Genomic DNA, 23,248 nt, shown 5'->3' with positions numbered 1-23,248 from the left:
ACTCCTGTCTGCTCGTAATATTGATTAACCGGCTTCAGGTGCCGTCGGTTTAGGTTTCTTGATCTCTTCCGGATACTCGATTCTGGAGTGGAAAATGCCCATAACCGTTTCCTTTAATGTTTTGGCCACGATATCCAGCTCACGCATCGTAAGGTCACAATCGTTAAACTGATGATCATCCAGGCGACCTTTGATAATTTTTTCAATCATAGACTCTACCTGCTCCACCGTAGGCTTGCGTAACGAACGAACGGCCGCTTCAACACTGTCGGCAATCCCTACAATAGCAGACTCCTTCGATTGTGCTTTCGGTCCCGGATAACGAAAATCTTCTTCCGTGAAATCCGGTTCAATCCCCGCTTCTTCCGCCTGACGCAGCGCCTTGTGGTAGAAGTAATGGAGGAATGTAGTACCATGATGTTGTTCGGCAATATCCCGTATCGGCTTCGGTAGCTTATAGTCCTTCTGCATCTCAACGCCATCCCGCGCATGCGCAACGATAATGGACTTACTGAGCTTGGGATCAATCGAATCATGCGGATTCTCCATATTGTTTTGGTTCTCAATAAAATAGATAGGCCGCTTGGTCTTCCCGATATCATGATAATACGACCCTACGCGACAGAGCAATCCATTGGCACCTATAGCCTCGGCAGCCGCTTCGGATAGATTGCCAACCATAACGCTATGGTGATACGTACCCGGTGTCTCTGTAAGCAGCTTGCGAAGTAATGGATGATTCGGATTCGAAAGCTCAACCAGTTTAAGTGCGGATAGAATGCCAAACGACGTTTCAAAAAACGGCATCAGCCCGATAACCAGAATAGCTGTCAGTACCCCGCCTGCAAATGCGTATCCAATGCCGTACAGCGTTGTTGTTCTGTTCCAGTCCCCTGTATCAATTAAAGCCAGTGTAAAGACAGCCAGAGATCCGAACAGACAGACCATGATAGCTCCTTTTAAGATGGTTGACCGCTGGCTCGCTCGGTGCGTTGCAAAAATTGCCACAAACGAAACGACAACTGCAAAGAAGCCAAGTTCAAAGTCAAAAAGCTGACCCTGGTGTGTATTCAAAATAATGCTGGACAGCATACCGATAAGAATCGAGCACACAAATGCAAGGGATGTATCCAGTAATAGCGCGATCAGCATCGCTCCAACAGCCACCGGTGCTAGAAACCCGATAAATGGACGTTCATTGGTCTGAATTAAGGCTGTCACATGCATGACAACAATCGAAATAATAAAGATGAGAACAAGCATAAGCAGTTGGGCATTATTATATTTAAAATGTGTTCCACTGCCTTGCTGAATAAACATTAAAATCGCTGCCGACAGCATACAGGAGAACAAAAGCAATCCCAGCTGTGGCCAGTAGTTGACTTCGTTTTTCAGCAAATCATTTTCATTAAGCAGCGTATACATTTCCGGGGTAATCATCTCCCCTTTAGATACAAGCGCGTCCCCTTGCTTGATAAACACCGTCGGTGTATTCTCACGAGCTTGGACCTTCGCTTCCTTGGTACCCTCTTCATCATAAAAACGGTTAGCCGTTACCACCAGCCGCGTAAGTTCCTGTACCACTTCACGCTGCGTACGTTTGCTAAGCGAGCTTGCGCTGACCATCTCCGCCACTTTCGCTCGAGCAGTTGTAGCCTCGCTAACCTGGTCTGTCATCAATCTCGCCACAATGTCTCGTGCAACAGGTTTCATTTCCTGAATATCATCTGAAGTCAGACGTGAGATTTTGATATACGTTTCTTCAGGAATACGGTAACTTTGTTCCTGTACGACGTTTCGGATCTCTTCCAGTAAAGTGTCGGAGTATGTACCTGTTTTCCGATTGTTATTAATATAGTTAGACACAAAATCTTTCTGACGTTGCGGGATCTCATCCCGATAGATATCAATCTTATCCTGGCTTGAGATCTGGTCGTCCTGATTCAAACGGTCAATGCGATCCAGTAGCGTTGTCATCAGGTTTTCGTTACGCATCTGCACGATCTGATATATCGGCTGCACACGTTCGGCCGCTTCTTCCTGTGCTTTCAGTGTAGCCTTGTTATTCGGAATCTGCATTGGCGCAACAATGTCTACCTCACTGCGAGTACCTTCCTGAATGTCGTAGCGCTCAGGCAACAGTTTGGAAGAAAGACTCACGTAAAAGAGGATCACTAAAAACAAAAAGAGAAGATAGCGCGCCCACACGCTATACTTCCATCCTGTCGCTCTATTTTGAAAAGATTTGCCTTTTGACATTTCTTTCGAGGTCACTTTAGACAATCCCTTTCTATGCTTGATTTTCTGCGGCGTGGTTGTAAGCCACAATGATTTTCTGAACGAGGGAGTGACGCACGACATCCTGTTCGGCGAAATGCACGAATCCAATTTCCTGAACTTCACCCAGGATCGTACTCGCTTCCACAAGTCCTGATTTTTTGCCACGCGGTAAATCAATCTGTGTCACATCTCCGGTGATGACCATCTTGGAACCAAACCCAAGACGGGTTAAAAACATTTTCATCTGTTCAGGCGTTGTGTTCTGGGCCTCATCCAGAATGATAAAGGAATCATCGAGCGTACGCCCACGCATATAGGCCAAGGGAGCGATTTCAATTAATCCGCGTTCTAGAGCCTTAGCCGTCTGTTCTTGTCCCATAACGTCGTATAGAGCGTCATACAGAGGTCTTAGGTACGGATCTACTTTCTCCTGCAGATCACCTGGCAGGAAACCCAGACTTTCGCCCGCTTCAACCGCAGGCCGTGTAAGCACAATGCGTTTGGCACTCCCCTCTTTAAGAGCGGCTACAGCCAGCACAACAGCCAGATACGTTTTACCGGTTCCGGCAGGACCAATCCCGAATACAATATCCCGTTTTTTAATCGTGGTTACGTAATGTTTCTGTCCAATCGTTTTTACACGAATCGGTTTACCACGGTATGTCGTCGTAATTTCACCTTTAAACAGATCCAGCAGCTGATCCGCACGCAAATCTTTAGCAAGCTCTATCGCATATTGGACATCTCTTTCAGTCAACACATACCCATTGCGAATCAATTGCAGTAATACATCAAATAGTTGTTCAAGTGATTCCACCTGTTGCACAGTACCAAAGATATTAATCTCTGCTTCGCGTGAAGCGATCTGGGCTGGAATCTCGGATTCAATCAGTTTCAGAAAAATATCTTGGGGTCCAAACAGAGATTGCCCCTCTCCCGCACTTTGGAGCGAGATTTGTATACTGCGTGTTTGCTCTGACAAATATCCTCATTCTCCTTGACTATGGACTAACGGAAGTTCTTCCGCGATGCTTTCTTCCACTTCAAATAATACTTTCATATAAACTTTACCATTCTCTTTCTTCTCATGCAAAATTTTTTCACTTAAAATTTTTGTGCCTTTACCGTTTTTGGCTAAAATATCATTTCTTGCCCCTTCCAATCCCTTCGTTTTAGCCCAATCCACACCTTGCTCTTCCTGATGGAAATTCGTTTCCATATCCTTTTCCGTCATCCATCCCATCGGCAAGGTAAATGAACGCCAGGTCAGAGGTTTGTGATACGTATCCGTGTCATATGAACTAAAAGGAGTTTTTCCGTACCCCCATAATTGAATTGCCCAATCTCCCAGCACCACGTAAAACCGCTCTTTGCTTTCTCCAGTCATCGTCTGATGTTTCTGAATCAAGGGAACCTGTATATCATATTCCCGCCAGACCATGCCCCGGACTTCGCCTTTGGCAACAATCGTTTTTGTATTTTCCTCATCACCCAGAATGCCTGAGATCAGCACTTGTCCTTTCTTTACACGCGCGTTCTTCTGTACTACGGGGCGACCCTCTTCAGCATAGATCTGAGTGACCACCGCATCTGATTTACTGATGAGATGTCTTGGATTCAGTAGAGGCTCGCGCTTAGGCTGTGCTGACTCAACGACTTGAATCGTAACCCTTGTCCCCTCTTTCGTTACGCCAATCCAGGTCACATCGGGCAATGCCAGCGCCAGCTGTCTGGAGAGCTTGTCCTGACTTTTCATTCGAAACCCCCATTGAAAGGGGTAGATGCCTTCTTTTTTAGCCGCGGCCAGCACTTCGTCTGTCGGAATCGTTACATTCCCTTTCACTTCTACATTCCAGATCATAGACGATAGCGCAAATAATGCCGCTACAAAGAACAGCATGCCCCCTACAAAAAACTTTCTGCGAAACAGACGAGCCAGAAAAAAAGGAAAACCGCTACGGTGCACAATTTTCACTCTGCAGCCTGTCCCTTTTACAATAGGACGCAGTCTGAAAAAGTGCGGAAGCAAAATGCTCATCTCCGCCTGGCGTCCATCCTGTGCACGTAGATCCCATACACTCAGTCTCTGCTCTGTTATCGTATTAATTAATGTCTCGATATCTCCGCCTGTAACTTTGATTCGCACAGCTCCACGCAATTTATACAGACTAGGCTGCTTCATCCGTTCCCCTCCACTCCATTCATATGAATATCCAGAATCGTACCTTCTATAGCTACTTCATCTGGCAAAATGTTACGTATGACCAAAGCGTTACCTCTAATCTCCAATTGACCTTGTGAAAGAGCCAGTACGATGCGATCCGGCGTGAAATGGATGACACCGCGATGATTCTCTATATACAGTTGCTTACTGCCGATCAGGGTTAACCGTGGCATATCATAAAGCACATCCTGCGGCAGATCCAGCACCTCACTGGTCCATCTGCGCAGCTTGCGGCTGATCCGGGTCATTCGAAGGTCTTCCCCCTTCCTCTACAGTTCAACTTATGCGCAAATTCAGGAAATTATGAAGAATTGGTGAGCGGTTACGTACATATTTTGCTGAAAATAAAGGCATACGAAAAAAGCCTTTTCTGGAGGCTTTATGCTCCCAGAAAAGGCTTCGTTCTATTTTAAAACGGGCGAATCGCTTATCGTCTTTATTCTCACTTACTTTTACAACTTCCCTCTCGTTCCAAAAGGTTGCTTCGAACGAGGAGAACCCAGTACCTCCGCCCAAAGCACTCCCGTACGAATCTCCTCTTGACGAAGAAGAGAGGGCACTGAATCCGTTGTATCTGCCTCTTCTATACTTGAATTCGATACAGATGGAGAAGTCGCTGAAGAAATACGATTCAGTCTGTCCTGTATCATACGTTGCTGCTCTTCCATCAATCTCATCTGCTCATCTACCGAACTCCGCATGCTATCCAGTGATTGGTCACCTCTAAACTCATCTCCTGGACTAGAGGATGTTGCTGGTTCAGAGTACGGCTGGTCATACCGTTCGTCGTAACGCTCATCATATTGCTCCTCATAACGGCGTTCATCCGGTCTGGATGACTGTTGCTGAGAGTCATTTTCTGAGCGACGATTCGCATCTTCGCCACCGCCAAATGTGGGCATCCCGTTACCAGGACGCTTCTGATTCGGTTTTGCAGACTTCCCAAGCTTTCCGAGGAATGAAAAGAGGGCAAAAGCAATAACTGCTACAACATAGAGATTGTTAAATATCCATTCAAATAGGCTCATTTACATTCACCGCCTATCTTCCGTTTTTGGAATCACCCTGATCATTGGAATTCGAACTTTCAGCAGGTTTCCCCAAAGTGTTACGCATCTGAGTATCCGCTTCAATGTTTTTCAGGTTCATATAGTCCATTACGCCAATTTTGCCACTACGAAGCGCTTCGGACATGGCGAGTGGTACTTGGGACTCGGACTCAACGACACGCGCTCTCATCTCAACAACGCGCGCTTTCATCTCTTGTTCTTGTGCTACGGCCATCGCACGACGCTCTTCCGCTTTTGCTTGCGCAATACGTTTATCTGCTTCCGCCTGCTCGGTTTGCAAGAAGGCACCAATGTTTTTACCTACGTCTACGTCCGCAATATCAATAGACAGGATTTCAAATGCAGTACCTGCATCCAATCCTTTGGACAATACAGTACGAGAGATCAAATCCGGATTTTCCAAGACATCTTTGTGAGAGTTCGAAGAACCGTTCGTACTTACAATACCTTCGCCGACACGAGCAATAATCGTTTCTTCACCAGCACCACCGACGAGGCGATCAATGTTGGCACGAACCGTAACTCGTGCTCTAACTTTAACTTCGATACCGTCTTTGGCAACGGCAGATACGATTGGTGTTTCGATAACACGTGGGTTAACACTCATTTGCACGGCTTGCAATACGTCACGGCCTGCCAGGTCAATCGCAGCAGCACGTTCGAATTCGAGTGGAATGTTTGCACGTTGCGCAGCAATCAAAGCATTAACAACGCGGTCAACGTTACCACCAGCTAGGAAGTGACTTTCCAGTTGGTTAATATTTAAACCAAGACCTGCTTTTGTTGCTTTGATCAACGGGTTAACAATTCGACTTGGTGTTACACGTCTCAATCTCATCGCCACCAGCGTAATGATACCTACACGTACGCCGGATGCAATGGCCGAAATCCAGAGCATAACCGGGAAAAAGCTGAAAAAGACGCTCAGTACGATAATAGCCAGCACCGCGATGAGCAAAATCGTGATCATTGGATCCATAGATTTAATTCCTCCGTTTGCAATATGTTTTTTGTAAAAGAGAGCATCAGAAATGACGCTGATTAATCCGCTGCTGAAACATTACTCCACCACATTGCCCGCAGCTTGGCAAAAGGTTATGTACTTTGCCGAAGCGATATCATCACTCCGGCAAACGCAGAATTACACCGGCAAAGCCTGTTGTACGACAATCCGGGAACCTTCCGCTTTGATGACAATTACGGGTGTATCCACAGGAATAAATGCACCATCTGTGACCACATCGACACGTTCACCATCAAACATCGCCGTTCCTGCTGGACGAAGAGGTGTCAGACTGATGCCTTGCAAGCCGATCAGCTCTTTACGCTCTGCCGCCGAGGAGTATCCTCGATCAGCTGATAACTTATCGCTTAATATGAATCGATTCCATATTCCTCGATCCTTAAAGACTACAGCGATAATTGCGATTACGACCAGTGCAGCTCCAAAAGCAATTCCCAAGGACACGAATGCATCACTTGTGTCGTAAGCCGCCCTGACAACCCCGGCCACCAGCGCAATGGAACCCAAAATGCCCAGGATACCAAAACTCGGGATAAACATCTCCAGAATCATCATGACAAGTCCGACCGTAAATAATACCCATGTCTCAGCCCCTGCAAACCCCGCAATGTAGTTTCCAGAGAAATAAAGCACAAAACATACAATCCCAACGATTCCCGGAACGCCAAACCCAGGCACAATCAGTTCAATAATGACACCGGCAATACCAAGGAACAGCAGTATGGTCATCACAATTGGATTGGTCAAAAAGGTAGAAATATTCTCTGCAGCAGTGCGTTCCAATTTGAACACATCTCCTTGACTATACCCAAGCCATGTTGCTGCTTCTTCAGGTGTATTGCTGATATGGTCTGCATAACCCACTTTCAGCGCTTCCTCAGCAGAGAGAGCAATAATTTCACCTTTTTGTTTGGTTTTATTGATCTCCGGCATCTCTACAACCATATTGACGTCAGTCATGCCAGCTGCGATCTCGCCATCACGGCCGCTCTTCTCTGCCGCTCCTTGCATTTTGCTCTTCCAGAATGCAACCAGCTTGGGATCGTCAACATGTTTGCCTGTGCTGTCTACCATGGCGGCAGCACCAATCATGCTGCCTGGTGACATTACGATCTTATCTGCATTTAGCGCAAGAAAACTCCCTGCCGATGCAGCATCGCCCCGAACAAATGCCAACGTTTCGATAGGGCTGTCTTTAATCATCGTGCCTAGCGCATCTGCAGTATCCACACGGCCTCCAGGCGTATTGATATCAAGAATGATCAAACCAGCATTCATTTCCTCTGCTTCCTTGAACCCACGCTCCATGAATTTGCCTAATCCCTGCTCGATTGGTTTATCCACCGGAATTACGTATACGGCGCCGTTTTTCTCAGCTGCATGTGCTGACGGTATTCCAATCCAGACAGGAAGTAAAAGCGTCAGCAGCATCAAGAGCATCATTGACCCCGTAAGCTTCTTCCGGCGCTTTCCCCTCACATTAGTCCCCCCTTTTCCAATAATGTTATACTGTCCAGCTTATGGTATTTATTACGTACAATGCAACATTACGTTTCAAAAACTTAAAATTATATTTGAATACTCCAGCAAATGCAAGAAATATATATCCAAAATCATGTTTTATAACCAATATTTATAATCTTTATGTACATTCGATGAGAAGTGGATAAGAGCAATCTAAATAAAAGTGCCTCCTATTTAGAATTTTATATGACTATTTATCTGCCATCTTTTTAAAACCTCGCTCTCAAAAGAGCTATTCCGCAGTCTCACGTGTCGATGAACAGGTAATGAACTGAGATGGGATAGGAAGAGATAGAATGGAGCATGAAAAAACACCCCCTGACAAGTCAGGAGGTGTTTATTGAATTTGCTTTATTGCAGAAATTGTTGAACTGCTTGATTAACCAGTTTGCCGTCCGCTTTGCCTTTAACTTTCGGCATAAGGGCCGCCATCACTTTCCCCATCTCGGCTTTCGAAGAAGCACCGGTTTCCTGGATGGTCTGCTGTACAATAACTTTAATTTCTTCTTCGGTAAGCTGTGCAGGAAGATACTGGATAAGTATTTCAATTTCCGCTTCGGCATTTGCCGCGAGTTCTTCGCGACCTGCTTTGCCAAATTCTTGGAGGGCATCTTTGCGCTGTTTGATTTCACGACTCAGGATATCAAGCACTTCGTTGTCATCCAAATCTCTTTTCAAATCTATTTCAAGATTCTTGATCGTCGAACGAATCAACCGAATGGTGGAGAGTCTGAACTTGTCCTTACTCTTCATCGCTTGCTTCATATCTTCGTTCAATCGTTCGCTAAGATTCATGTAGTTAAAATCCTCCTAAAACTTTCTCTTACGAGCAGCCTCGGACTTTTTCTTGCGCTTTACGCTTGGCTTCTCATAATGCTTACGTTTCTTCACCTCAGCCAAGACGCCATCTTTAGCGATGGAACGTTTAAAACGGCGAAGTGCAGCATCAATAGTCTCGTTTTTGCGAACTTTAGTTTCAGACACCAGTTTTCCCTCCCTCCGACCAGACCGTCCAAGAGCAATAACACGGTTCATCATCTTTCATTATAGGCGAAAGGCAATAAAAGTGTCAACCTTAACGTGATCCCTTAATATTAGCTGAGCTACAGCAATTTATCAAGTGCAAAAACAATATTGCAACCTGAGTGCATCATATCGTGATCTTATTGGTGTGAATCAGACAAACTTGTGAGCGCCCCAAGTCTGGTTCCGCCCAGCAAATGGTAGTGCAAATGGTGCACCGTCTGCTCGCCATCTTGGCCGCAATTGTTAATCAGGCGGTATCCAGATTGTTGCACGCCGAGCCGATTGGCAGCCTCCTGTGCAGCCATATGGATTTCTCCGATCAAGAGCATATCCTCTGCGGTTACATCATTCATGGAAGCGATATGTTTCTTCGGAACAATCAACACATGGGTCGGTGCCGCAGGATGAATATCGTGAAATACGACTACATGATCGTTTTCCAGTACTTTGTTGGAGGGAATGGTGCCCTCTACAATTTTGCAAAATAAGCAATCCATCGTACAATCCCTCCTTCCTATGAGTTCAAATTATGTATACTCCTATATCATACTAAAAGTAAAATCGTACGTCCAATGCCTGGTAGATAACTTCTTTCCTCTCTGTAATCATCTGTAAAAGAAAAAGCCACACCTGAAGGCAGGGGTATCCCATTGCCGAGGTATGACCGTGATTGTATTATGATTTCTTTGATACGGATTAAAAAGGAATTTAAACCATTTTAATAGTACGGCAGTAAGGTTAACGCCGTCAGGGCAAATAAAGGCAGAACCAGCCTGTTGAAGCGTCTGCGGCCATATCCATAATAAGGGTAAGGAGCAGGGTACCCGTATCCAGGATAAAATCCACGAGCAGTTGTCGCCGGATACTGAACCATCGGCATCATATTTGGAGCTCCATTTGCATGGCCTGCCATGACTTCATTGCCAACCGGAACAGCCAAATAAATCATCTCATCATCCACGTTCTCTACAATGCCATCATAATGTGAACCATCATTCATCTGAATACATACATAACGATGGATATGATCCTTACACAGTTTCTTTGCCGTACTTTTATCCATGCCTAATCGCCTCCCAGTTCAGTTCTTCTTCACCCTTCATCCTATTCAACTCTGGGCGGATTGACACTGTGTTAAAGACGATTTGAAAAAGAATGAAAAAAGAAGCCCCTCGTGAGCGGCCTTCCGAAGAAGTCCGGCTACGCGGACATCTATACAGGAAGCTTCCTGAACAGATGTCCGTCGGGGGGCTTAAAACAAGTTTGTCGGCTTAGCTGTAGTATAACAGCAGGTTGAACCTGTATCTGTGATGAAACTCACTTGTTATCGTGAGATATCAAAAAAAGAAATATTTTTACAAATGAATTATTTATTAACTTCCTGGACTCATAAGTTTTCCATTACAACCCTGGAGCCTGTCCCCGCATCACCAGCCGGAATCACGACCAGTTTGCGTTGCAAACGCGCACGCAGTTCAGGAACGTGACTGATGATGCCCACAGCCAATCGATCGTCATGCAATTTTTCCAGTGAAGTAATGACCGTATCCAGCAGTTCCGGGTCCAATGTGCCGAACCCTTCATCCAGGAAGAAAAATTGTAGCGGATACTGCCCACGCAACTGAATCTGGGCGGATAGTGCCAGCGCCAGCGACAACGAGGTCAGGAACGTTTCTCCACCAGACAAGGTTGATACCGGACGTTTCACACCACCGTTGGCATCGTCACAGATCACAAAGCCGCCGCCCGAATCCACTTCAAGGGAATACCTCTGCTTGGTAAGGAAGCGCAGACGCTGTGAAGCCGCGTGACTTACCTGCATCAACTGCTCTTCGGCAATGTACTCCACAAATGTATTCCCCCGGAACGCGGTCTGCAACTTGCTAAGCAACTCGCCCTGGTGACTGATCTCCAGCCGTTTCGTCTCCAGCTCCGTCCAGCGAACATGACGTTGCTGTACATCCTCCAGATCCCTTTCGGCACGTGCTTTCACTTGCAAGGCAGTTTCATCCTCATATCTGGCCTGTTTCAAACGTTCTGTGCAAGCGATCCACTGTTCCTCGGTCACAACCGCACCATCCAGTTTCCGCTCCAGTTCACGTAACTGAGAAGCAAGTTCACGTTCTCGTTCACGATGATGCTGAATTTCTTTCTGTAGCCGTTCTGCTTCCTCGGCAGCCAGCGCCGCCTGAGTGACAGCGATATCTGTCTCGAACGCGGATTGCTCCAAGAGCAGCCGCCAGCGCTCCTGTGCCAGCTCCAGATGTTCTGCAGCTGATGCGGCGGCCTGCCCAGCCATTACGTCACGTTTCACCGATTCCTGCTTCTGTGCATCCGCTTGTTTGAATCGCTGTGCAGCTAGCTCAGCAGTCTTGCGCAGTCCATCCAGGCGAGCCTGTGTCTCGCGGATCAGATCTTCTACCCGTTGCTCTCCTACCCACTGGCGCAAACGCTCTTCTTTCTCTGCCAGTTGTTTGCTGCCGCCTTGCCATTCGGTCTGCCACTGGATCAGCTGCTTGTCGAGTTCCACCAGCTTCTGCTGCAATGACTGGACAAGCTGCTCTTTCTCCTCAAGGAACGTCACGCTTTTGGCCAGACGTTCCTTGATGTCTTCGGCGCGTGCATCGCGCTCCTGCATCGCTTGATAGAGGCCTGCGGCCTCCTCCTGTGCGATGTCAGGCAGTTCCGCGGCCCAGCGGCCCTGCAATGCAGCCGCCGCGGCTTCGCTCTCGGCCAGCTTGCGCTCCGCCTGGGCGAGCCCGGCACGGCCGGCCTCTTGCGCAGCTGCCGCTTCCATGCGGCGCTGCTGCGCGCCTGAAGCCGCCTGCTGCAACGCTGCGGCTTCGCTCTGCAGCGGCGCTGCTGCGGCAGCCAGCGCCTGCGCGGCCTCGCGCAGCGCAGCGGCACGCGCTGCCCAGCCCGCCGGAGATCGCCCATCCTCGGGCGATCCGGCAGGCTCGGGCTCCGCTGCCGCAGGCGCGGCCTCGGCTGCGGCCGTGGCATCGCCGGCCGCGGCGCCAAGCTGCGTCAGCAGGCTGCGACGTTCGTGCAGCTGCTGGCGCAGCCCAAAGCGCAGCTCCTGCAGCTCCGCGTGCAGGCTGCGCAGCAGTTCCAGGTCCGCATCGTCTGCGTGCGGACCATCTCCCGGCGGCGTAGCCGGGAGCGGGTGGTGTGCGGATCCGCACACCGGGCATGGCTCGCCGTCCCGCAGTTCGGCACGCAAGGCAGCGGACAGCCGGTGCATCTCCTGCTCACGCATCGAACGGCGTAGTTGCTCCTCCGCACGGGCCAGCAAGCGCTGTTCGCTGTTAATATCCTGCTCACAGGCAAGCAAGGCCTCAAGACCTGCTGACGCCTGTTCCACCAATTGCTGGCGCTGTTCGGTCAGGCGTCCCTCTTCCGCAGCCGCCGCCTCCAGTTTGGCAGCCCCTTGTTCTGCAGACTGTTGATAGGTCTGCATGTCCGCTTTATGCTGTTTCACCTGCTCGAATGCTGTATCGATCCGATGTTTCAGCTCAAGTGATGTTTGTAGCCGTCTGCGCTCATCAGACTTCACTTCATTCGGTTTGAGACTCTCCTGCAATTCCTCACGCCGTTTGCGTCCACGCATTTGCAGTTCCTGCTCTTTATCCAGCTGTTGTCTCAGCGTTGCCTGTTCGGCCTGCCCTTTCTCCATCAACTGCGCAAGCCGTGAACAATCCGCCTGCAAAACATCACGTTCCCGTTGCAGCTCTTTGGCCTGTTCCAATTGATCCAGACGCAGGAGCAGTTTGGGCTCTTCTGCTCCAAGCTGTTGCCTTGCCTCTTCTGCCTTTTCAGCTTCCTGCACAGCCAAACGTTCATGCTCCGCTGCCTGTTTTCCAGCAGTTTCTGCCTCCAACTGTCGCTGCTGGTGGGCTTCTGACGCGTCCCGAGCTGACTGAAGCGCAGGTAGCATCTTCTCGGCTGCTCCCGACCGTTTCAAACGCTCCTCATCGGCTTCAATCTGTTCCGCCTTGGCATGGAGTTGTTGCTGTTCTTGCAATCGCACTTGTTGTTCCTTACTCAGCTCACGAATCCGGCCGAATTGTTCTGCTTCCTTCACCGCCGAATCCAGCTCTTTCCGTGAGGATTCGGCGTGCTGAACCGCTGCCTTAAGCAAATGTTTTGTTTCTTCAAGCATTTCTTTACTGGCATTGCCAAGTCCCTGCTGCTCCGCAGCAAGGGATTGATGAGCCATATCATTATCTTTGACCCGCCGACTTAATTTAATGGCGAGTTGATCCCCATACTTCTCCAGATGAAAGAGACGTTGCAGCATCTGCCTCCGCTCACTGCCTTTCAGGGAAAGGAACTCGGCAAATTTCCCTTGCGGTAATACTACGGCTCTCGTAAAATCATCCATTTTCAGACCAATGACGTCTTCAACGCACCGATTGACTTCTGCCAGCTTATCAGCAAGCACTTGATCTTCCCCATCAATCGTTTCAATAAACTTGCTGACCGTATTACTAACGGACACTTCATTGTTACGCTTAAAACGCCGTTCGACCCGAAATCTACGAGTTCCCGCTGCCGAAGCAAGCTCAAATGTAAAAGCAACCGATAGCGAATCTTCAGCATGATTCATAATGCCTTGTGTACCATTGACTGCCCGTTCCACCTTGCCATACATGGCAAGGGTGATCGCATCAAGCAAAGAAGATTTTCCGCTACCGGTAGGGCCGAAAATACCAAACAAACCTGTTTCGGTCAGTACCGTAAAATCAATCTCCTGCATCTCACGATAACTTTGTAGCCCGGCGACTTTCAATAAAATCGGTCTCATCGGCCTTCGACCTCCTCACGCACGCCTGGCTCATCTTCATCGACCAGCTCCAGGAAAAGCTGTACCAGACTATCTTCTGGTAGGGCTCCACCCGTTTGGCGCTGGTAAAACTTGCGAAAAAGTTCATGCACAGGCAATTCTGAACGCTGTTCTATGAACCCTGCGGCCTCCATCTCCGGATATACTGGACGAATATGGATAATGCCCTCATGAGCTTTACGCAACTGCTGAATCTCTTTTAGAGACATTGCATCCTCCAACCAGACCTCCATATCAATGTATGCCTGTGAGTCACGCCCCTCATCCAGCCAGCGGTACACTTCTGCCAGGCCACCTCTCGCCTTCCAACGAACAAGTGGGTTGCCTGAGGTAAGCAATACTTCTTCTACTTGTGCAACTCCGCCTGGCGTAAGATCAACCATTGTAACGGATTTGCTCTGCCCTGCTTCCGAGAAGCTGTACGCCAGGGGAGAACCACTATACCGAATCACACCGTCCCCTTTGACGGCTTGCGCACGATGGAGATGTCCCAGAGCCGTGTATTGAGCCCCTATAGACAGGGAAGAAGGATCTACAGTGTACGCTCCCCCCACCTGGATAGGCCGTTCAGAGTCGCTCTCTACTCCGCCTAGTACATATATATGACTCATAGCGAGATTCACTGTATCCGGACGAAAGGAAGAAGCCAATCGTTGCATTAACATCCCTACTCTGCGGCTGTATGCTTGACGTAGTACATTTTCGTCACCATCTGTAGTTAACAGCTCATTTAATCTCGCTTCTGATGGATAGGGCAAAGCCGCAATATGTGCTGTCTCCCCGGTTCGACGAGTATGAATAGTCACAGCCTCTGACACCGGTGTGCCTACTAACGTAATTCCTTGTCTGTTCACAAGCGGAGTTACCGAGGCTACACGTTCGGGTTGATCGTGGTTGCCTGCAATGACAACAAGTGGCCTGCCGTTTTCAGTCAAACGTGCTGCCGCCTCATAAAACAGCTGTTCCGCCGACGCAGGCGGATTTACCGAATCGTACACATCTCCAGCCATCAAAATGGCATCAGCCTGCTGATCGTCGGCTAGTTTGACGAGTTCATCGACGAAATCCTCCTGTTCACGAAGACGGCTTCGTCCCTCCAGTGTTTTCCCCAGATGCCAGTCTCCCGTATGCAAGATACGCATCGTCCGCTCCACCTCTTTCCACTACATCTTCTATCATTACATCTCTCGCCCGTCGCTCATTGAACAAGAGGTATTCAAAACACAAAAACTCTCTAAACCTTTTATAATTTAACCGCATGACCGCCATCGAAAAAATAAAGCCACATGTGGTCGACTTGGCGACCCAATATATCTTCAATTGCCCGTTTATACAGCCGTAGCTGGAAACGATAGTTTTCAACCAGAGGTTCCACTCCTCCGCGATGTTCAAGCACTCGATCCGTCTTGTAATCTAGCAGAACAAGTTCACCATCAACCTCATAGAGACAGTCAATAATCCCCCTGACGAGCACCGTTTCATCCTGCAGCACAGCCTGTACTCTATCGTTTTCACTGTGTATCTCCTGCTCCTCGTTTGGCCGTAACCCACGAATCCATTCCTCAGGAGATTGATCTGCCGGGAGACCATACGTGAACGGGATTTCCCTTCGAATCCACGCCGCACGCAACATTTCCATTCCTGGTTGTGTATCAAAAAAAGCAATCAGTTCACTTCGTTCAATCGCCTCTGCTTGATAAGGAAGCAATATTTGAATCGCCAGCAGGCGCGAAATCGTCTCATCAACAATCGCTTCATCCACAACAGATCCGTCTACAGGGAGATGCTGCATGAGCGTGTGGTACACCGTTCCCCGTTCTGTTCCTGTCAGTTGCCGCTCTCCCATGAATTTGGGACGACGCAAGTGTAGTTTGAACGAAGCTTGTGTCGCTGGACTCGTCTTACTATCATTGCTTCCATTCCACTTACTATCACTGCCTCCAGTCCAAGCTTGCTCCTGCAGCTCTTCCATAACGGGGTATGAAGTATCCTCCTGCGTCGATAACAGACTCTTGATTTCGGTTACCGAGGTGCTCGCCGCCACTTGTGAAGCTGATTCATACGGATATGTCCAGGAAAGCCGCTTATCTATCTCCCGTACAAGCGCATTTTGAGCATTAACATCCAGAACCCCTTCACTGTTCGCTTTTAGATCCACTAGTTCATCCGTCTTCTGATCTGCCGTTACCGATTCAATCTCTGAAACCGGATTGGCTTGTACGCCCTCGGTATGATCGATCACTTCTGTCGATGGGTTTAATCTGACGGGTTTCGCCGCATGCAGAGCATCCAATCGTTCTCTCCGCAATTCAGTTAATTCATCTTCTTCACGCTCCAGAAGGTCGGCGTGTTGCTGGAGAGATACCCGATCCGCAGCAACCACGGATATGCTCCAGCGTGATTCATCACTCGCAAGGCAAGCCGCATAAGAATCACGATCACCTGCTAGCTCACGCAACACCGCTGCGTCCCGGTGTCTGATCAGAGCTGGCCCGATCCAATCCAGATAATTTCGTCCCGCAGCAAGCAGATAATCGGGTAGCGCAAGCTCTGGACTGTCTTTAACCTGTGACCAGGTTTGTGCCTTTTTGGCAGCGTCCTTCACGGTGCCTACCAGCACCATCTTTTCTTTTGGACGGGTTAAAGCCACATACAGCACTCGCATTTCTTCCGCCAGCAGTTCAAACTGAGCACGGCGACGAATAGCCAGATTGGCTAATGTAGGATAGGCCACCCTGTTGTCACGATCCACAAACCTCGGCCCAAAGCCAAGTTCCTTGTGCATCAGAAACGGTGCATGCAGATCTTGTTGATTAAACATTTTGGAGATACCGCCAACAAACACAATAGGGAACTCCAACCCTTTGCTTCGATGGATCGTCATAATTCGGACCGCATTATCCTGTTCCCCTGAACCGCTGGCTACGGTGCCTAAGTCCCCGCCATTTTCCCGTAGTCGTGAGACATATGTCAGGAACCGGAACAGCCCGCGGTTTGCAGTTGCTTCCTCATACTGACGCGCCCGATCATACAGAGCCTTCAGATTACTTTGACGCTGCTGCCCACCAGGAAGCCCGCCAACCCAATCCAAATATCCGGTTTCCCTATAAATGCGCCAGATCAGCTCACTTAAACTGCCTTGTCTTGCCTCGAGTCTCCACTGTTCCAACTGACGCATGAAATGAATGAGTTTCTGTTGCAACTGCGAGTGCGCGAGTTCTTTTCCTTCTTTTCCACCCGTAAAGCCTGCCTCTTGTTCACTCGCTTCCGTGTGCAGATCAACTCCCGAATCAAAATTCATCTCCACAGTAACGGCTGATTGGCGCTGAGCCTGTTCGATTTCTGACCAGCCTTCTGGCCACTGCATCTGAACCAAATCGTCCACATTCGAACCCTGTCCAGGCTGAGAACGTTGACCAGTCATATCGGAGGCACTTCTCCACTCTCCTGTAGCAGAGACAACGGCATCATAGAAGGACTGTCTTTTATCCCCCAGACGAATCTGAGCAAGCTCTTCTTCATCTAACCCAACCATGGGAGAACGAAGTACGGAGGCCAGAGGAATATCCTGTCTTGGATTGTCCACAAGCTGCAACAGAGATAACATCACTTCCACTTCCGTAGCTTGAAAATATCCCTTGCTCTGCTCTCCACCTGCAGGGATACCCTGCTGTCTGAATTCCTCAATCATCAGCGGTGCCCACATCAGCGTGGAACGCAACAAAATAACAATGTCTCCATAACGTGCCGGACGCATCGTTTGCAAAGCCTTGTCATACACACTCAGCGCAGGCTTGTCTGTCTCTCCGACCATCTCTCGAATACGCCCGGCGATGGCGCGCGCTTCCAATTGAGCCGTTTCGAGTTCGGCACTCTCCAGTTCTGCAACTGCGGTTGCATCCACACCGTCTTCCGTACCTTCCGATACATCGATTCCGCTGCCTTGGCGATCAATTAACACAAGCTCAGGTGTGTAGGCCTCACTTCCAAGTGTATCTGTTGGAAAGGAAGCCCCGTAAGCCAGCTGAGCTCGTTCATCATAAGCGATCTCAGCGACCCCTTCATTCATCAACTGTCTGAATATGACGTTGACGGAATGCACCACCTCAGCACGACTACGGAAATTGCGGGCAAGGTCGATTCGTTTCCCCGTTCCCGTTGCTATCCCTGTTCTTGTACCATTCTCTCCGTTGTTCTCCGTATCCACATGAATACTTGGAGTATAGTTACGATACTTGTTCATGAACAGGCCGGGTTCAGCCAAGCGAAAACGGTAAATGCTCTGCTTAACATCACCGACCATAAATCGGTTACCTGGATTCTCTCTGGAGATCAGCCTAACGATATCCTCTTGAACCGTGTTGGTATCCTGGTATTCATCCAGCAGTACTTCATCAAAACGTGCACGATATTCCATCGCCGCATCCGAAGGCATCGAATGTCCAGGTGTGGAATCCTCATGGCGCAAAATGTGCAGACAATAGTGCTCCAGATCGTTGAAATCCACTTGTCCGCGTTCCTGCTTCGCCTGAAGATAACGCTCGCCAAAGGTGCTAACCAGACGGGAAAGCTCCTGCATCAGCGGTGCAGCTTGTTCCAGCTCCTTCCAGAAGGAGAAGGCACTCCTTCCAAAAAGTGAACCTTTCAGATCGGCAACAGCCTTTTTGGCCGTTTCCCGCAACTCCTTCACCTGTTCCTGCAGCCCAGGATCGGTCTGATTTTTTTTACAAGGCTTCAATTTGCCAAATGCAGCTGGCTGGAACACCTCAGGCAACCTATCCCAAGGCATGACCTCAACAGCGGATAAAAGCTCTTCAACCATCGCCAAATCCTCTTTGAGTGTCTCCGCATAAGGTGCAGGACCCTCCGGTTGCAACGAAATCTGAACCCCTTGCCGCAACAAACCCGCCGCCCCGCTCAAAGCGAGAGCCGCATCCCGTAAAATGCTCTGTACCCATGCCGATTGCCCCAGTGCCTCTACACTTTCCACCTGAAAAGCTTCACCCATCTCCATCAGCCAGTGATCTGGCCAGGAATGGCTTCGCGAGAAATCGTATAAACGCTGTACTAGCCGGTGCATTGCATCATCATTTCGCTCTCCACTGAACCAGTCCACCAGTTCGCGAAACGTACTGCCCTCGTCTTCTCCGCCATACTTCTCTTCAAACAACTCCTCCAGCAATTCCTGACGAAGCATCTCAGCCTCATTTTCATTCAGAATTCGAAAAGCCGGATTTAGCGGAATCTGCTGATAATACTTGCGAATGACTTCCATACAAAAGGAGTGCAGCGTTGTAATGGATGCTCGTCCAAGCAACGACAACTGCCTGCGCAAATGCTCCTCCTCCGGTTGCTCCTCAAGCGCACGCTCCAGCGCTTCCCGAATACGCTGTTTCATCTCAGCCGCCGCCGCCTTCGTGAACGTGGCTACCAGCAAGCGGTCCACGCTGAATCCTTGGGAAGGGTCTGCGATTTTGCGAATAATCCGCTCCACCAGAACAGCCGTTTTTCCCGATCCTGCAGCCGCGGCGACCAGAATATCTTCTCCATGTTCAGCAATGGCGCTCCACTGATCATCACTCCAGAAGCTGCCTTCCGGTTTAGGCATATGCATCATAACGTTTCCCCCTCCTTGCTGTGAGACAACATATCCCAAACTTGCTGTTTGCCCGGTTTGGACAGCAGTTTATAGTCGTTCCCCTCAATATTTTCATCAAACTGACAGAGTGATTTATATGAACAGAACGTACAGGCGATCTCCTGCTGTATCCGATACGGTTCAATGGCTGTATCTCCATCTGTAATACGAGTTCCAATCTCACGAATATTGCCGCGAACAGCAGCAAGCAGCGTATCCCATTGTTCTGGCGTCGCGACAGCAGCACTGCTATAAAAGCTGCCATCTGCTTTTAATGCCACCGGAATAATGGTGGAATGTCCTTTATCAAGGGTATTATCCATTTGAGCAACAGCATCACGGTCAGCGAGCAGCAAACCCTTCATTTTAAAACGTTTCAGAAGTTCTTGTTCTGCCTGTTCCGATGTCATGCCGTTTGCGGATTGCAATAGTGGATTATGCACATGGAAATAGAGGGTGCCTCCTGGCATCGCCGTTTCCCCTAACCACTCTTCAGCAGCGCTAAGCAACACCTCCAGATAGGTGAGCATTTGCAATGATAGCCCGTAATAGACTTCATGAAGCTTGAGATCGGTCTGACTTGATTTGTAGTCAATTACTCTTAACAACAGACCGTTCTCTCCTTCAGCGACATCCACGCGGTCGATCCGGCCGACAATCTCCAGTACACACCCATTCTCCAGTTCAAAACGCAACGGCGGCAAAGGTTTCCCTGGACCAAAATCCAGCTCCAATCCAATCGGTTCAAAACTACCGCGTCTGGACTGTTCGCCCAAAATAACGGATGCCCGGCTGACGATATCTTTTAATTTGCGGAAGATATACCCATAACGCTTTGTGCTAAGCAAAATTTCTCCTTGGAGTTGCGGAGCGATCTGCTCCACCGTCTGCTCGGCTTCCTGGCGACATTGTTCGGGTGTCAGACTGCCCCAGCTCCGATTTTCCTCACGCAGGCGCATCGCCAGTTGACTCAGTGCAGCATGGAATAGTTGCCCGATATCCGGAGCTTGGAGGCGATATAATTGCCGATCCTTCAGCTTCAGTCCATGTGATGCAAAATGAGAGAATGGACAGGCTACAAACCGCTCCATCCGTGAAACACTCGTTCTCACCTCCGTACCGTACAGCCTGCGGCTGGTCGAAGTATCCAGTCGCCGCGCACGGTTACGATAAAAGACAGAACCCAGCAACCGCTCCAGCTGAGGACGACTCGCTTCCCGGTTCACATGCCAATTGTAGACGGCCCACCATATTTCAGGAATGTCTTCTCCTCTACGCCATCTGCGCAATTGTCCAATCAGCATGGAGAGGCTTTGTTCTGGATGAATCGCGTAAGAGAGGTGCACGGATTCCAGATCCGAGACGGGCGGCTGAGCAAGCAAAGGCTGCTCTTGCAATCCAAACATTTTGCGTACATGGCGCACAATCTCGGAAGGGAGTAACGACTTACCCTCATCATCTGCGACAGGATAGCTCAGCCATAACTGCTTGCTGGCAGCGGTCAGAGCGGTATAGATGAGAAAACGTTCATCCAGCATCAGTCTCGTTGCACCAGGTCCCAGACCCATACCTCTCTCTGTCAGCAACAATCTTTCCTGCTCCGTTAGTACTCCGTTGTCCTGAGGGATCGCTGGCAATTCCCCATCAACCGCCCCAAGAATAAATACATATTTCATATCACGCAGACGAGTACGATCCATCGAACCAAACAGCACCTGGTCAAGGGCCGGGGGAACAAGCCCCAGCTTGAGCTCAGTCAGTCCTGTCTCCATCATGCCCGCAAACAAAGTGATGTCCAGGCGTTCATTGCCCATCATATCGACCATCTGGTCAAGAAGATCCAACACGGCCCCCCACATTTGACGATGCTCTCTAGAACGCTCCGGGTCTCCCTGCGCCTTGGCTTCAGCAGACATCTGATCCAGCTTATGCGCAATATCTGCATCCTCTAACAGTCTGAATAATGCCTCACACTGAGCAGTAGCCGTTTTTGCTTTTTTCATTCGTTTCTCAAACGTGCCGAGTGCCGACGTAATCAAGGTTCTGCAGCTTTCCATCAGCGATAACACCGCATCTCGTCCTCGGCTTCGTTCTTCCTGTGCATTATCCTCCAGTGAGAGACTCGGCACATATTTCCACGGCTTTCCATCGTTCCACCGATATCCATGAATACCGCAAGCAAGCACGTAGTTCTCCAGCTGATCCATATCCTCACGCGTGATGGAACCATCGAGCGGAAGCAGCAGATCTGTCTTGACACAGCGAAAAACATCCTCATAACGCCAGTTACGGCGGACGATATCTAATGCAGCACGAATAAATTCGGATAATGGATGATGTAACTCACTTCGTCTTCGGTCCAGAAAGACCGGAACATCATAATCCCTGAATAACGGTTCCGCAATATCAGCATAGGTCTCCAATCCGCGAACCAATACCGCCATATCCCGATATCTTGCTCCTTCTTCTTGGGTTAGGCGACGCATCTCACGTAGTGCACCCTCCAGCTCTGCCCGGCGATTCTCCGCAGCCATCAAGCGTATACCTGAATCCTCACCCTGACTTCTCCAGCGAATACGCCGATCAAAACCGGCCTCCAGATGGGCAAGCCCTGGCCGCTCCTTGAATCTCGGCAAGACTTCATCATGGAGAACAGTTGTATCGGCAGACACACCCAAATGTTCAGCCATTCCTTTGAGACGCACATATGCACTTGCCGTTGGATAAAATAATTCAAGTTCCCCAGGGAGCACACCTTGTTCGTACGTGCGATCAAGCGTCAGGGAAATCGTTACTGACGAAGCTTGTAACATGAGCTGTCCTATTACACTCATCTCCTGCGGAGTGAATCCATGGAATCCGTCAATCCAGACCTCGGCCCCCTGCAACCATGTACTTTCTGGCAAACGACCTGTCAGTTCATTCAGTGTATCTTCATCATCTATATATAAATCCGCCAATTCCTGCTCATAATCATGGTAGATCAGATTCAAATCATGGAGCTTATCCTCCAAAATAGGTGAGGCCGATGCGATGCTCCACGTTGCAAGCCCTTCTTCGAGTGCCGAAGCATGAACTTCATAACGTTTAAACTCACTATATAAATTAGTCAATTCCCCGATAAAACCAAGCTGGCTTCCTGAAGCAGCAAACAGTCTCAGTTCTTCTTTCCTACGCTGAATGACTTTATATAAAAGCATCTTTTTGCCCTCGGCTCCGATCGGAACGCGAGCAGAACCGCCAGCCTCCTGCATGATGCGATAAGCCAGACGACGAAATCCAAGAACTTCGGCACGCATCGTACCTTTGATATCTCCCGAAGATACCAACGCCTGCTCTGTCCGGAACGAGCTTTGTTCGGGAACGAGTAAAATCAACGGTTTTCCTTGGGGCTCCTGTCTAAGCAGAGATGTGATTTCTCGGGTAATCAGTGTGCTCTTACCACTGCCTGCCCGGCCAATAACAAAGCGTACGGACATGTGTCATCCTCCAAACTGCACGTACAAGATTTTAATTTCCAGTATACCATACCTTCTCCGCTTCGGAACATACGTTTGCCATGATCCACCTAATAAGAACACAATATGGCTATTAAAAAGAGCCGCCGCCTGTTCAA

General features: G+C 49.1%; 15 protein-coding genes. All 15 read right to left on the bottom strand.

The genetic code is table 11. The features are described 5' to 3' along the window. Positions 1-24: 24 nt before the first annotated feature. Positions 25-2,274, bottom strand: coding sequence for an HD family phosphohydrolase (locus J2T16_RS11225; RefSeq protein WP_336120591.1), 2,250 nt, complete (start codon positions 2,272-2,274; stop codon positions 25-27). Between the two features lie 16 nt (positions 2,275-2,290). Next, positions 2,291-3,262 carry a PhoH family protein gene (locus J2T16_RS11220; RefSeq protein ID WP_090914740.1) on the bottom strand — a complete coding sequence of 324 codons (972 nt, stop codon included), beginning with the start codon at positions 3,260-3,262 and terminating at the stop codon, positions 2,291-2,293. A 6-nt stretch (positions 3,263-3,268) separates the two neighbouring features. Beyond that, entirely contained in the window at positions 3,269-4,462 is a 1,194-nt protein-coding gene (gene yqfD / locus J2T16_RS11215) for a sporulation protein YqfD (protein WP_221788931.1), read from the bottom strand. Further along, positions 4,459-4,752 (bottom strand): sporulation protein YqfC, encoded by a 294-nt coding sequence (gene yqfC / locus J2T16_RS11210; protein ID WP_154888036.1) that lies wholly within the window; start codon positions 4,750-4,752, stop codon positions 4,459-4,461. The genes yqfD and yqfC overlap by 4 nt, the downstream gene beginning before the upstream one ends. A gap of 204 nt (positions 4,753-4,956) precedes the next feature. Further along, positions 4,957-5,532 (bottom strand): YqfB family membrane protein, encoded by a 576-nt coding sequence (locus tag J2T16_RS11205; protein WP_221788930.1) that lies wholly within the window; start codon positions 5,530-5,532, stop codon positions 4,957-4,959. A 13-nt stretch (positions 5,533-5,545) separates the two neighbouring features. Further along, complete coding sequence (gene floA / locus J2T16_RS11200; protein WP_154888033.1) at positions 5,546-6,553, bottom strand: flotillin-like protein FloA; 1,008 nt, start codon at positions 6,551-6,553, stop codon at positions 5,546-5,548. Positions 6,554-6,715: 162 nt separating this feature from the next. Next, entirely contained in the window at positions 6,716-8,041 is a 1,326-nt protein-coding gene (locus J2T16_RS11195; protein ID WP_221789132.1) for an NfeD family protein, read from the bottom strand. A 432-nt stretch (positions 8,042-8,473) separates the two neighbouring features. Next, positions 8,474-8,917, bottom strand: coding sequence for a GatB/YqeY domain-containing protein (locus J2T16_RS11190; RefSeq protein ID WP_090914751.1), 444 nt, complete (start codon positions 8,915-8,917; stop codon positions 8,474-8,476). A 15-nt stretch (positions 8,918-8,932) separates the two neighbouring features. Beyond that, positions 8,933-9,106 (bottom strand): 30S ribosomal protein S21, encoded by a 174-nt coding sequence (rpsU, locus tag J2T16_RS11185; RefSeq protein WP_005547957.1) that lies wholly within the window; start codon positions 9,104-9,106, stop codon positions 8,933-8,935. Between the two features lie 179 nt (positions 9,107-9,285). Continuing rightward, a complete protein-coding gene (locus J2T16_RS11180; protein WP_154983206.1) occupies positions 9,286-9,645 on the bottom strand; it encodes a histidine triad nucleotide-binding protein in 360 nt (119 codons plus the stop codon). A 221-nt stretch (positions 9,646-9,866) separates the two neighbouring features. Beyond that, positions 9,867-10,211, bottom strand: a complete 345-nt coding sequence (locus J2T16_RS11175) for a hypothetical protein (RefSeq protein ID WP_221788929.1) — start codon at positions 10,209-10,211, stop codon at positions 9,867-9,869. A 324-nt stretch (positions 10,212-10,535) separates the two neighbouring features. Continuing rightward, positions 10,536-13,955, bottom strand: coding sequence for an SbcC/MukB-like Walker B domain-containing protein (locus J2T16_RS11170; protein WP_221788928.1), 3,420 nt, complete (start codon positions 13,953-13,955; stop codon positions 10,536-10,538). Continuing rightward, positions 13,952-15,136 (bottom strand): exonuclease SbcCD subunit D, encoded by a 1,185-nt coding sequence (locus J2T16_RS11165; RefSeq protein ID WP_499018350.1) that lies wholly within the window; start codon positions 15,134-15,136, stop codon positions 13,952-13,954. Before J2T16_RS11165 ends, J2T16_RS11170 begins: the two co-directional genes overlap by 4 nt. A 101-nt stretch (positions 15,137-15,237) precedes the next feature. Then, positions 15,238-19,611, bottom strand: a complete 4,374-nt coding sequence (gene addA, locus J2T16_RS11160) for a helicase-exonuclease AddAB subunit AddA (protein WP_499018349.1) — start codon at positions 19,609-19,611, stop codon at positions 15,238-15,240. Further along, the gene (gene addB / locus J2T16_RS11155) at positions 19,608-23,111 is read right to left on the bottom strand and encodes a helicase-exonuclease AddAB subunit AddB (protein WP_499018348.1); all 3,504 of its coding nucleotides are present in this window, start codon (positions 23,109-23,111) and stop codon (positions 19,608-19,610) included. The genes addA and addB overlap by 4 nt, the downstream gene beginning before the upstream one ends. Positions 23,112-23,248: the final 137 nt, after the last annotated feature.

Origin of the sequence: Paenibacillus intestini (genome assembly GCF_030803945.1) — a bacterium.
GTDB lineage: Bacteria > Bacillota > Bacilli > Paenibacillales > Paenibacillaceae > Paenibacillus > Paenibacillus polysaccharolyticus.
The sequence above is the reverse complement of the archived record's forward strand: the minus strand, read 5'-3'. Positions and strand labels throughout refer to the sequence as shown.